This window comes from Clostridium sp. Cult2, assembly GCF_021655075.1.
In the GTDB taxonomy this organism is placed as follows: Bacteria; Bacillota; Clostridia; order Tissierellales; family Tepidimicrobiaceae; genus Schnuerera.
This window is the reverse complement of the sequence record NZ_PPXX01000087.1, coordinates 1-13589: the sequence shown is the minus strand read 5'-3', so window position 1 is coordinate 13589 and position 13589 is coordinate 1. Positions and strand designations below refer to the sequence as shown.

At 31.2% G+C, this 13589-nt stretch carries 12 protein-coding genes; 2 read left to right on the top strand and 10 right to left on the bottom strand.

Annotated elements, in window-relative coordinates; all coding sequences use genetic code 11:
- Positions 1-521 precede the first annotated feature (521 nt).
- From C3E90_RS08970 to htrA, 10 genes are all read right to left on the bottom strand, one after another.
- Positions 522-959, bottom strand: a complete 438-nt coding sequence (locus C3E90_RS08970; protein WP_236915301.1) for a hypothetical protein — start codon at positions 957-959, stop codon at positions 522-524.
- A gap of 3 nt (positions 960-962) precedes the next feature.
- A complete protein-coding gene (locus C3E90_RS08965) occupies positions 963-1163 on the bottom strand; it encodes a helix-turn-helix transcriptional regulator (RefSeq protein ID WP_236915300.1) in 201 nt (66 codons plus the stop codon).
- 271 nt (positions 1164-1434) lie between these two features.
- Positions 1435-4026: an ATP-dependent chaperone ClpB gene (gene clpB / locus C3E90_RS08960; protein WP_236915299.1), complete on the bottom strand. Its 2592-nt coding sequence runs from the start codon at positions 4024-4026 to the stop codon at positions 1435-1437.
- Positions 4027-4049: 23 nt separating this feature from the next.
- Entirely contained in the window at positions 4050-4967 is a 918-nt protein-coding gene (locus C3E90_RS08955; protein ID WP_236915298.1) for a DnaJ C-terminal domain-containing protein, read from the bottom strand.
- Positions 4968-5209: 242 nt separating this feature from the next.
- Positions 5210-6634, bottom strand: coding sequence for a serpin family protein (locus C3E90_RS08950; RefSeq protein WP_236915297.1), 1425 nt, complete (start codon positions 6632-6634; stop codon positions 5210-5212).
- Positions 6627-7112 (bottom strand): RNA polymerase sigma factor, encoded by a 486-nt coding sequence (locus C3E90_RS08945; RefSeq protein ID WP_236915302.1) that lies wholly within the window; start codon positions 7110-7112, stop codon positions 6627-6629. The genes C3E90_RS08950 and C3E90_RS08945 overlap by 8 nt, the downstream gene beginning before the upstream one ends.
- A gap of 392 nt (positions 7113-7504) precedes the next feature.
- Positions 7505-7873, bottom strand: a complete 369-nt coding sequence (locus C3E90_RS08940; RefSeq protein WP_236915296.1) for an iron chaperone — start codon at positions 7871-7873, stop codon at positions 7505-7507.
- 211 nt (positions 7874-8084) lie between these two features.
- Positions 8085-8363: a metal-sensing transcriptional repressor gene (locus C3E90_RS08935; RefSeq protein ID WP_236915295.1), complete on the bottom strand. Its 279-nt coding sequence runs from the start codon at positions 8361-8363 to the stop codon at positions 8085-8087.
- 30 nt (positions 8364-8393) lie between these two features.
- Positions 8394-9758 (bottom strand): MATE family efflux transporter, encoded by a 1365-nt coding sequence (locus C3E90_RS08930; RefSeq protein WP_236915294.1) that lies wholly within the window; start codon positions 9756-9758, stop codon positions 8394-8396.
- Positions 9759-9916: 158 nt separating this feature from the next.
- Positions 9917-11161, bottom strand: coding sequence for a serine protease HtrA (gene htrA, locus C3E90_RS08925; protein ID WP_236915293.1), 1245 nt, complete (start codon positions 11159-11161; stop codon positions 9917-9919).
- Positions 11162-11421: 260 nt separating this feature from the next.
- Between htrA and C3E90_RS08920 the strand changes: the two genes are divergently transcribed.
- Together C3E90_RS08920 and C3E90_RS08915 are read left to right on the top strand one after the other, a co-directional pair.
- Positions 11422-12090 (top strand): response regulator transcription factor, encoded by a 669-nt coding sequence (locus tag C3E90_RS08920; protein WP_236915292.1) that lies wholly within the window; start codon positions 11422-11424, stop codon positions 12088-12090.
- Entirely contained in the window at positions 12080-13450 is a 1371-nt protein-coding gene (locus tag C3E90_RS08915; protein WP_236915291.1) for a sensor histidine kinase, read from the top strand. The genes C3E90_RS08920 and C3E90_RS08915 overlap by 11 nt, the downstream gene beginning before the upstream one ends.
- Positions 13451-13589 lie beyond the last annotated feature (139 nt).

The window sequence follows — 13589 nt, the reverse complement described above, 5'->3', positions numbered from 1 at the left end:
TTCCTCCTTTAATGTGGTTTTTGTCGATTACATTATATCAAATGGAGGATATTTCTCTATATTTTTTTGTTTTTTGTCCAACAATTATTTTACACTAAGCTTCAAACAGTAAGAAATGGCTGACTTGAACTTTCATCCATAAAAGTAATCAGTAACTATATTTTGCATAAAACCTTGCTCCCTTAAAGCAAAGTTCCCCCAAACTCTTAGTCTGAGGGAACATAAAACACCCTTCAATATTTACTTAAAAATATTCAAAGTATAAAACATTTCTGCTGTATTATGATACTCTTTATAGAACGTCTTACTTATCCTTTAACTTTCTCCTGTAGTAATATCTACCTTTACAGATATCCTTGCATTATCCATTAGTGCCTCTAATGAGAGAATCTTTTATTGAATTTAGACCATACTTTTGTGTTTCTAAAAGAGGAGCAATTTCCTGTCTTTCGTGCACTAAAAGATGCTAAGCTAATCTTTCTCATAAATAATCTTTCCCTTCAACTTCTGGACATATAATTCTAACTTTCTTCATCTAGCTGTTTTAGTTTCTTTCTTTTAAATAAATAAGTAATTAGAACACTTGACCAAGCAATTGCCATAAACATTTCTGCCCCTTGTTTTGACAAAGACCCTTTCAATATTATTTTTGAAGGTTTGATTACTAAGTCGATAATTCCCCATACAAATAAAATTAATCCTCCAATTCCTAATAGCAACACTAGCATCCGTTCAGATTTTTCTTCAATATTCATAGAATCATTTATTACCATCTCATTTAAACAAACACAACTAGATATAACAATTATTAAAATATTTCCCCACATCCCTTCAATAAGTACAATTCCTAAATCTTTTAAGAAAGCATCAATTAGAAGTAAATTAACAATTAAAATAAATCCATGTTTAAGTGCATTTCCTCTGAGCAATAATTGACGTTCGTCTAATTTACTTTTCATTTTTTATTCCTCCCAACCAAATAAATCATCCAAACTTTTGTTAAGGATTTTACAAATATCACTACATAGTTTTATGGTGGGATTGTAATCTCCATTTTCTATTGCATTAATGGTTTGTCTTGATACATTTACTGCTTCTGCTAAATCTTTTTGAGTCATATCCTTTAGTACTCTTGCTGCTTTTAATTTTAAGTTTTTTGACATTCACCCACCTCCTAATAACAATGTACTACTTTAGTGACACTTTGTCAATTATATTTTACTTTTTGCTATGGTTAAAAAAGAGAGGTCACATTTATAATACCTCTATAATAATAGGATAATTAAATTTTCTTATCTTCATAGTCTCCTCCTATGCCTGCACAAATTATTAACTAATATATATTATGTTAAAAAGTAATAGTGTTAATGATATATCATCTTCTCCTAAACCTTTTAATGCCAAAATTGTGGTTATGGAGTTTTCATTATCCAATCAATTTTTAATTATTAATTGTAGGTTATTGTTCTCATCTACACCCACAACTACTTTATCTTTATCCTTTAAATCTCCTTTTATAATCATTTTGCCCATTTCTGTTTCTAAATGTTTTTGTAAAAATCTTTTAACTGGTCTTGCACCATACTGTACCGAGTAAGCTCTATTTAGAACATATTCTTTGGCTTCATCTGTAAATTCAATTACAATCTGCCTATCCTGCAATCTTTTCTCTATCTCATCTATTTGTAAATCAATTATCTTGAATATTTCTTCCTTCTGTAATGGTTTAAACATTACTATTTCATCAAGACGGTTTAAAAACTCTGGTCTAAAAGTCCTTTTCATCTCATCCATAACCATTTCTTTAGTATTCTCATCTACTTTACCGTCTTCCTTCAATCCTTCTAGCAGATAAGCTGAACCTATATTAGAGGTCATTATTATTACAGTATTTTTAAAATCTACTGTTCTCCCTTGATTGTCTGTTAGCCTACCATCGTCTAATACTTGAAGAAGTATATTAAATACATCAGGATGGGCTTTTTCTATTTCATCGAATAGTATTACAGAATAAGGTTTTCTCCTAACAGCCTCTGTCAATTGACCACCTTCATCATATCCTACATATCCGGGAGGTGCACCTATAAGCCTTGATACCGAGTGTTTCTCCATATATTCACTCATATCAATCCTTACCATATTTCTTTCATCATCAAATAAAGTTTCAGTTAATGCTTTTGCTAATTCAGTCTTCCCTACTCCAGTTGGTCCTAAAAAGATGAAGGAACCTACTGGTCTATTTAACGGTTTAATACCTGCTCTAGCTCTAATAACAGCCCCTACCACAGTTTCTACTGCCTCATCTTGACCAATAACTCTTTTTTGGAGGATTTTATCTAGATTTAATAATTTTTCTCTTTCCGTTTCCACTAGTTTAGATACAGGAATACCCGTCCATTTAGATACTACTTCTGCTATTTCTTCTTCTGTTACTTCTTCCTTTAGCATCCTATCTTGTTTTTGATTTTTTTGATTAAGTTCTTCTAATCTTTTTTCTAGTTGAGGTAATTTGCCATATTTTAATTCAGATAGTTTTTCTAAATCATAGTTTCTTTCTGCTTCCTCTATTTCTCTTTTTGTTTTATCTATCTCTTTCTTTATTTCCTTTAAGGAAGAAATATCCTTCTTTTCTTCCTCCCATTTTGCTTTTTTAATATCAAATTCTTCTCTTAAAGAGGCAATATCCCTTTCTATTTTCCCAAGACGGATTTTAGAACCTTCATCCCTTTCCTTTTTAAGAGCTTCTCTTTCAATCTCCAACTGTAATATTCGCCTTCTTATCTCATCTAATTCTGCTGGCATACTGTCTATTTCTGTTCTTATCATAGCAGAAGCTTCATCCATTAGATCTATAGCCTTGTCTGGTAAATATCTATCGCTAATATATCTATCTGAAAGGGTAGCACAAGCTATAACTGCATTATCAGAAATCCTAATTCCATGATGAATCTCATATTTCTCCTTTATCCCCCTAAGAATAGATATGGTGTCATCTACTGTAGGCTCATCTACTAACACCTTTTGAAATCTTCTTTCCAAAGCTGCATCTTTTTCTATATATTTTCTATATTCATCTAAAGTAGTGGCTCCTATACAAAGGATTTCCCCACGAGCTAACATTGGTTTTAAAAGATTGGAGGCATCCATAGATCCTTCTGTTCTGCCTGCACCCACTATATTATGGATTTCATCTATGAACATTATTATCCTTCCATCGGATTCTTCTATTTCCTTTAATACTGCTTTCAATCTTTCTTCAAATTCGCCCCTATATTTTGCTCCTGCGATTAAAGCTCCCATATCTAGGGCAAAAATAGTTTTATCCTTTAATCCTTCAGGAACGTCACCATTGATTATCCTTTGGCCTAGTCCTTCAATTATGGCGGTCTTGCCAACTCCCGGTTCTCCTATGAGAACTGGATTATTTTTGGTTCTTCTAGAAAGAATTCGAATTGTATTTCTTATCTCCTCATCCCTACCTATTACCGGATCTAGCTTCCCAGTTCTCGCTTCCTCTGTTAAATCCCTTCCAAATCGTTTTAAAGCATCATAGGTTGCTTCTGGATTGTCAGAGGTAATTGTCTGATTACCTCTAATCTTTTTAAGGGCCTCTAAAAACCTTTGTAGGTTTATATTATATCTATTAAAAATCTTCTCTGAGGGAATCCCTCTTTCTTTAAGTAAAGATATATAGATATGCTCTACTCCCACATATTCATCTCCAAATCTTTTAGCTTCATCTTCAGAGTTTAGAAGTATCTTAGTATATGCTCTACTAGGATAGAGAGTGCCTCCCCCTCCCGATTGTTTAGGAAGATTATCTAATTCTTTTTCAATATCACTCTTAATAAGTCCAATATTCTCACCCATATAGGACAGTACCCTTGGTATTAATCCTTCATCTTGGTTTATTAATGCAAAATGAATATGGATTTCCTCCAATTGAGGATTCCCATTTTTAACTGCTAATTCTTGGGAATTTTGAACTACCTCTAGGCTTTTTTGTGTGAATTTATTCAAATCCATTTTTACCACCCCTCAACTAAAGTTTAATTAGATATATCCTTTAACTGTTGATAAAGTCTTTTTTGTTTTTCTGTTAAATTAGAAGGATTTACTATATTAGCTTCAATATATAGATCTCCCATATTCCCTTTCATATCCCTATAGCCTTTTTTAGGTATTCTAATTTTTTTGCCTCCCTCCATATTAGGAGGAATGGTTACTTTAATTTTTCCAGCTAATGTATCTACTACAATTTTAGTCCCTAAAGCCGCTTCCCAAGGAAATAGGTTTACTCGTTGATATATATCTAATCCTTCAAGTTTATATTTTTCATCTACAATAAAGTTTATTTTAAAATAAATATCCCCATGGATTCCAGCTTTTTCGCCTTTAATCTTTATTTTTTTCCCAGGCAATATTCCCCTTGGTACTTTTACCGACAAATATTTAGTTTCATTTCCTATTCTAAGGGATACGTTTTTAGTTGTACCTTTGTATCCTTCCTCTATACTTATATCTATTTCAGATTCATAACTTTGGGGATTAGGTCTATTATAATTGCTCCTACCCATTGTTCTGTCTCCAAATATATCACCTATACCAAAGTCACTACCTCCAAAGAACATATTGAAAAAATCGCTAAATCCTTCTCCACCCCCTGTGGTATAAGTATACCTATATCCATCGCCAAAATTTTCAAATCCAAATTGAGAAGGATCAAAATTTTGACCGTTTGTAAAGTTATATCCATTACCAAAAGTATCATATTTATTTCGCTTATCTTCATCCCCTAATACTTGGTAGGCTTCATTTATATCTTTAAACTTTTCTTGGGCTTTCCTATCATTAGGGTTTAAATCAGGATGATATTTTTTGGCTAGCTTTCTATAAGCCTTTTTAATTTCATCATTACTTACATTTTTATCTACTCCTAATATCTTATAATAATCTTTATACTCCATAAATAAGCCTCCTCATCTACCTTGGGGAAATATTTTCTTTGATTTCGTTTGACTTTCTTTGACCTTCATATTGATTATAATCCTTTTATTGTCAAAAATCAATATCATATTTATTATTATTAATTTTATATATATTTACTAATAAATGTATAATATGTTTGACATTTGGCCAGTGCCTTATTATACTGTTTTATTTTTGCTTACTTGGATTATAGAATTAGCCATGAAACTTGGAAAATTATTTAATACTCCCGTTGAAGAAATTTTTCAACTGGATTATTAATAATTCCAATAAATAAAGGTGACCCATCTACACCTGTTATTGCAAATATAAAAGGTCTATTTAGTATCATCTCAGCCTTTCCATCTGGCTGTGCTGCTCCACAATAGTCTATTTGGGTAAAAGCTGTAGCTTCCACGCCTTTCTCATCAATGGATATAGCTGAATTTTGTTTGATATTTGAAATAAATAGGGGTTTAGTATTTGAAAGATTAGTGAAATCTGCTGTTATTTCAAAAGCATTTTCTATTCCTAAAGTTTTACAAATTTCTATTAGTTCAATGCTTGAAGAAAAATTAAATTTAGGAATTCTAAATATAACTTCTCCCATCTGCCTCTCATCCGTTGATAATGAATTCAGAGCTTCATCTAACAATTCTGGGTCTGATATAATATCATATGGAGATACTCCTTCATCAGGTAAAATAAATACCATTTGACTACTATTCTTTAAATTAAGATAAGAAACAGTGTATCCATCAGCACCTACAAAACCATGACTACCATAGGTCATGTTCATGAAATCAGATTTTACTATACTTCCATCTGCAAGATAAAATTCATCTTCTTTTGTATTTTCGACATTAAAGCTATCTACCCATTCATCATAAAAATATATGGTATTTATCAATGTCATTACATCATCTGGATTAAAAGAAAATTCATCAGAATTTTTCCCAAGCTTTCCACCTGTTTGTTCCGAGACCCATTTGCTGATTTTTTTAGGACTTCCTTTATCATTAAAATCAAGGCTAAAAGAGCTAGCATAATATTCTTTTGCCAATAAATCCAGTAATTCACTATTAAATTCAACATCATTTTTTAGCCATAAAGAGTTTCCAAGGCTTAGTTTTCCTATTTCATTATGATAATAGAGTCTTCTAAATAACTTCCCCGTTTCACTTCTTACCATTTCAATATTATCCATATTCAATGCTTCTAAAATCTCTTTTTGAGTATCTTCATTAGCTGTTTCAGAAACCATAGATAAGGCCATATATAAGCTTATTGGAGAATAAAGACTGTTTGTATCTTTATCTGTTTCCCTTAGTACTAACGAAGAGGATTTAATTGAAAAATCCTTAAGGTTTTTTAAAAACTTTTCATCTATATCTTCTCTTCTATTTATCTTTTCATCTAAATCATCAAATTTAATTTTTGTTGGATATGCTGGTTCTGCTATGGCATAAGGATTCACCCTATTGCTCTTAATAAAGAAACTAGATATAACCATTACTATAACTACGGTTATTGTAGCAAATTTAAAAATATTTTTAGGTCTTCTATTATTTACATTTGTATTTAGCATCTTATCTGCGGTGGATTCTTTTAGAGATTTGTCCACTTCAATATCATTATTTGCTTCTTTGTATAATTTTCTAAACATAATCCATCTCCCCTTTCAGAGATTCCTTTAACATATTTTTTCCCCTATGTAATTGTGATTTCACTGTCCCTTCTTTTGTCCCAAGGGCCTCGGCTATTTCCTTAATAGACATATCTTCATAGTAAAAAAGGTGGATTACTGTTCTATACTTTTTCGGCAATTCTAATACATTGTAGTATATATCACTTTTTTCCTCCGTACTAAATACTAGATTATCTATCATAGGAACTGTCTTTTTCGTCCATGGGGAATTAAATATATCGTAACTACAATTTACTGTAGTCCTTATGAGCCATGCCTTACAATGCTCATCAGAAACAATTTTGTGATAATTTTTCATGTACTTAATAAAGACCTCCTGAAATACATCTTCAGCATCTGACTTATTTTTTGTTCTTGCCAAAGCTAATTTATAAACCATATCAGAATATTGATTGACAATACTTGTAACATGCTCCTTCGAATCCAAAGATATCACCACCTCTATTATTAATACTACATAAATACAAGAAAGGTTGCATTCATATAACAAACATAGCTTATCCTATTTATGGCACGGTTCACCCTATCAACTTGACTGGCAAAACTTATTTGGTGATAGATATAATACCATAGAATTAAAGCAGTAGATTTATTATAGAAATAATCTACTGCTTTAAAATTATATTTAAATTAACTCAAATTCTTTCAATGCCATGCAAATCAAAATAAACATTCCTTGCCTTAAAGGAAGAAAGATTAATATATAGTAATTTTATTTCTCAAAATCACTTATTCTTTTAAATAGAAATTGATAACTATCTTAATTATATCATACTAACAAGTAGTTTTCGCCTATTATAAAAGATTCGTGAAAGTATCCCTCTTCTACTATCGCCAAAATTTAGTCATATCTTTTTTATCCTCAATATTATAAAACACAATTTTATCCAGCAAATCAAAATCGACTTTATCAGTCCATTTAATTCTAAACAACCCATGTGTATAAGAATATCCTGCTTTCTCAATCTCTTCTTTAAACAGATTAATGACTGCTGGTTCAGGGGCCATGGCTATATGTCCTTTAGCAACGCTAAAGCCGATGATAAAAGTTCCATGGTCACTGAACATTGGCTGATTCCACTTAATCTCTCCTTTCAATTGAGGAAACTTCTTTTTTATATATTTTAAGATATCTTCCATTCGTTCTCTTTTATCTAACTCATCAATACTATCTAAAAACATCTTAAAATCTTTCATATTTAGCTGCCCCCTCTTTATTAATTTTTATAAAATAAGGCTATGGTTCATAAGCATGTATAATAATTCCTATTGGATATTATACCCATCAAATAAAAAAGAACTCTTTGAAAGAGTTCAGGGGATATAGCTTATATTATGTTTTGCTGTACTATATATAAATGCTGCATCCCAAAAAAATCTTGTAGTACTAACATTAAATATCTAATAATTACTTAATAAACTTATCTATTGCTTTATTTAATTTTTCTAGTGGTTCCTTATTATTATTTTCAACAGCTTGTAAAATACAGTGATTTATATGATCTTCCAAAATTAACTTCCCAACGTTATTAAGTGCAGACCTAACTGCTGATATTTGTATAAGAATTTCATCACATTCTTTTCCTTCCTCTATCATTCTTTTTACTGCTTCTGCATGACCAATAATCCTTGACATTCTGTTAATAATTTGTTTACTATGAGGATGGTTATATTCATATTCATTCATATATTATCACACCCTTTATATAAAATTGTGTTATTCTATTTTTATTTCTTTCCATTTCCCTTTCATAAAACGAATCATTAAAATAATTCCTCGAACTGTTACATCTAAGGCATATGCTAACCATACACCAACTAACCCCAAGTCTAATTTCATTCCTAAAATATATACCCCTAATACTCGTACTCCCCATATTCCTACAAGAGTTGAGTACATTGGAAATTTTGTATCTCCTGCTCCTTGAAGTGCTGATGTAATTACAAGTGTTATACATAAGAAAGGTTGAAATAAGGCTATGATTCTCAATACTTTTACAACTAGGTTTATTACTTCTGAATCTTCACTAAATAACTCTGCAAGAGATGGAGCAAATATATAGAAAATAGCACCTACTATTACCATAAATCCTGTTGCTAGAAAGTAAGACATCAGTCCATATTTTTGAGCCTCATCAGCTTTTTTTGCTCCGAGGTTTTGTCCAACTAAGGTAGCCGCTGCTACTCCAAAACCCATGCCTGGTAAATAGGAAAATGTTTCTATGGTTCCCGCTATATTATGTGCTGCATAAGCTTCAGTACCTATCTTTATAATCAATCCACCATATACAAGCTGTCCAAACCTCATGATTAATTTTTCAAATCCAGCAGGCAATCCTATTTTAGTAATAGATTTTAAGATATCTTTATCAATACTCCACTTATCAAGTATATTAATATGTATTTTTGTTTCATTACTGTTAATCTTTCTTAATAAAAGAATAGCCCCAACTATTCTAGAAGTTGTAGTAGCTATGCCCGCTCCTAGAATACCAAGTCCATTGAAGTCAAATATACCAAATATTAGTATATAGTCAAGAACTATATTAATAACATTTGATACAATTGCTATTTTCATAGGTGTTTTAGTATCTCCTGCCCCCCTCAAGCTACTGGATAAAACCATCATAAGGCATAGAAAAACGGATGGGACTGCTACAGAGAAAAAATATGGTAAGGCATACTGAAGTACTCTTTCTTCTGCACCTAAAAAAAGTAATATATTCTTAGAAAAAGTAAGGTTTATTATTCCAAAAACTGCACCTATACCCAAAGCCATTATAATAGATTGTTTTACTGCATTATTAGCATTTTCAACATTATTAGAACCTATATTTCTCGATGCAATGGCAGTAGTACCTACTCCTAATGCAAGGAAAAATGCAATATATATATTCATAATTAAATTGGTAATCCCAACACCAGCTATAGCTTCCGTACCAATTTTTCCAATAAAATATGTATCTACAGTACCAATGAGAACTTGTAAAATGTTTTCAATCATTGCTGGTAAAGCTAAAGCCATTATGGTTATAATATTTTCCTTATGAAATCCTTTAAAACTTCGTAATTCATCCTTCATGTAATACCTTCCCTCATAATATTTATATCCCCCATGGGGGGATGTAAATATTATATTCTTTTTCCTCATTAGATGCAACTATAATTAATACAAAGAATATGATATTGGGAATTAGATAAATTTGAAATATAATAAGACAAGAGAACCGTCCCCTTGTCTTATTTTAAAACACTAAATTCTATTTCTACCTGCTCTTCTCTGCCATTTCTAATAATATTCAACTTTGCTTTATCTCCCTTTTTATATTTGTAAAGGGATTTTTTCAGCTGGTTCATATTTTGTATTTCTTGGTCATCAATTTTGGTTATTACATCTCCAGCCCTTAAATTACCCTTACTTGCTGGTGAATTTGGAACTACTTCAATTATAACCACTCCATTATCAGCTATTAAATCTACTCCTAGTTGCCTTTCATATAGTTCTACTTCAACTCCTGTTATACCTAAGAATACAGTTTTGTAGGTCCCTTCCTTAACTACTTGTTCTATTACAGGTTTTACTGTATTTATAGGTATGGCAAAGCCTAATCCTTCGGCAGTTTTTATTTTAGCTGTATTTATTCCTATTACTTCCCCTTTACTGTTTAACAGAGGACCTCCACTATTTCCCTCATTAATAGAAGCATCCGTTTGGATTAAATCTTCAATAACATTGTATTGATCTACTTGGATGGACCTATGAAGTCCAGATATAATCCCTGAAGTTACAGTCCTTTGAAATTCTAATCCTAATGGATTTCCTATGGCTATGGCGATTTCCCCTACTTCTAATTTGTCTGAATCACCTAATATAGCAACTGGTAAATCCGTTGTATCCACCTTTACTATGGCTAAATCTATGGAGCTATCATTCCATAATACCTTGCCGGGAATTTTGTCTTCATTTTCAAGTAATACTGTTATCTCTTTCGCATTCCCATCACCAACAACATGGGAATTGGTAAGTATATAGCCATTCTTATCCACTATTACACCTGAACCTACCCCATCTACTTCTTGGGATATAAAACCAAAGTTTTGAACTTGTTTTGTTGTAATCCCCACTACACTACTCATGGCTTTTTTAGCTGCTACAGAAACTGCAGTAATATTGCTCCCATCAATATTGTAAACTACATTATCATTATTATTATTAGCCTTTTCTTCTATAGATGGTAATTTATCAGCATATAAATAGTTTATAGCTATATAGGGTGATACCAATCCACCAATAAGGGAGGATATTAAAGCAATAGCTAGATATGATAATATCCTATTCCTTTTACTTTTTTTCTTTTCCTTGCTTATTTTGTCTTTGTTTAAATCTCCAATATTATCATTATTATCTTCGCCATCCTCTACAACAGTATCTATACCTTCTATTATTTCTATCATTTGATTTAAATCTCTTTTTTCATTATCCATTTTTAAACCTCCTTCTATCCCAATCTTTACCTAATAGATTAATATATAAATGTGAAAAAAATATAGATAGAATATGTTTTTGTTGTAAAATTATCCATTGCCTTTTTCATAATTTCCCATAATTATTTGATAGGGATAACATACATTTGCTGTATTATACTAATGTTGATAAAAAAATTATAGGCAATTAAATATTAATTTTTCTGATATAATAAATTTAAAGAATTCTTTCAAGATTTACCCTTAAGGAGAAGATAAATATGAGTTATAAAATCTATTTAGTAGAAGACGACCATAATTTAAATTTAGTATTGACTACTTATTTAAAAAAAGAAGGTTGGAAAGTATCTTCTTTTTTGACAGGTAAAGAAGCAAAAATGGCTATTAATAATCCTCCAGATTTATGGATACTTGATATTATGCTGCCAGATATAGATGGGTACCAGCTAATAAAGGAGATTAAATTAACTTCTCCAAATGTTCCCGTAATATTTATTTCTGCAAGAGATGCAGATATCGACAGGGTTTTGGGTTTAGAATTAGGCAGCGATGATTATCTAGCTAAGCCTTTTCTTCCTAGGGAGTTAGTCATTAGAACTAAAAATCTTTTAGATAGAGTCTATGGCACTAACTGGGAAGTTCTAGAGATTTTCCCTTATACAATAGAAGAAAAACCTAGAAGAGTTAGATTGAAAGATTCTGTCATAGATTTAACCTCTAAGGAATTCGACTTACTACTTTACTTTGCTAAAAATCAAGGTATAGCTCTTTCTAGAGAACAAATTCTTCAGGTCATATGGGGCATCGATTATTTTGGAACGGATAGGGTGGTAGATGACTTAGTAAGAAGACTTAGGAAGAAGATGCCTGAACTAAGAATAGAAACCATATATGGATATGGATATAGGATGATAGAAAATGAAAAATAAGATGAAAAATTGGCCTTTATCAATTCAAATTTGGGTAGTTTTTGCAACTATTACCTTAGGTATATCTTTGATATTATCTGTAATATTACCATTGACTCTAAGGGATTTCTTTACCAATGAAATATATGCAACTATAGAATCAGCTCAAACTTTGATGTTTAATCAATATGATATACGTTCCATAAGAGATTTATTAGAATCCCAAGGGCCAGAGAAATCAAGGCAAACTTTGGAAAATATTCGCACCGTTAACCATTTTATAATCTACGAAGATAGCCCAATAATTCTTTCCTCTTCTCTTTCCATAAACTTCTTAAATGAAGTAAAAAACCAGGCATTAACTCAAAAGCACAATAGTGAAAGATATAGTGGAAAAGTAGGAACGGAAAAAATATTTTATGTTATTACTAAAGGTAAGGCCCTAAACCAAGATGCTTATTTAGTTTCCTATATGTGGGATTCCTATAGGGAAGATTTGGTCCAAACCTTGTTTAGAAAATTAGCCTTTATCATGTTTCTAGTTTTCATCTTTAGCTGGATACCTGCTATATTATTATCAAGATATTTATCTAGTCCCCTTGTAAGCTTAGAAAAGCGGGTGGAAAAACTTGCAAATAATGAGTGGGAAGAACCTGTAGAATTAGATAGACATGATGAAATAGGTAAATTAGGAGAATCTATAGAACAACTTAGGAACCAGTTAATCTATCAGGAAGAAATGCAGCAATCTTTCCTACAACACATATCCCATGAGTTAAAGACCCCTGTTATGGTTATTCGTAGCTTTTCACAGGCCATTAGAGATGGAATCTATCCAAAAGGAGATTTGGATTGTTCTGTAAAGGTAATAGATGAGGAAGCAGAAAGACTTGAAAAACGTATAAGAAATCTACTCTATATAACAAAGTTGGATTATCTAAATACTCATGATACTTCTTACCAAGACTTTTCTTTAGATAGATTAATAAAAGATGTAATAGAAAGGTTGTCCTGGAATAGAACAGATATTGATTGGCAATTGGAATTATCTCCAGCAAATATTAATGGGGATGTGGAACAATGGAGAGTGGTTATAGAAAATTTATTGGATAACCAAATGCGATATGCAAAGAGTTCAATACTCATATCTTTAAACTCAAAAGAGAAAAATAAGATCTGGCTTAAATTTCATAATGATGGTCCTAACATAGAACCTGAAGTTTTAGATTCTCTCTTTACAAAATTCAATAAAGGATATAAAGGAGAATTTGGTTTAGGATTGGCTATCGTTTATAGAATTGTAACCTTACATGATGCTAAAATTTGGGCTAAAAATGAAAAAGATGGAGTATCCTTTTATGTGGAGATACTAAAAAAATAGAATGAACTAGAGTCTAACTCATTCTATTTTTAATTTAGAAAGGTAGTGTAAAATAATTTGTGCTTTTAGGAAATAAAATTCTCTTTTCTGGCAAGAATCTAAATAAGACCAAAACCAGAAAGGAGAATTTTTTATGGCA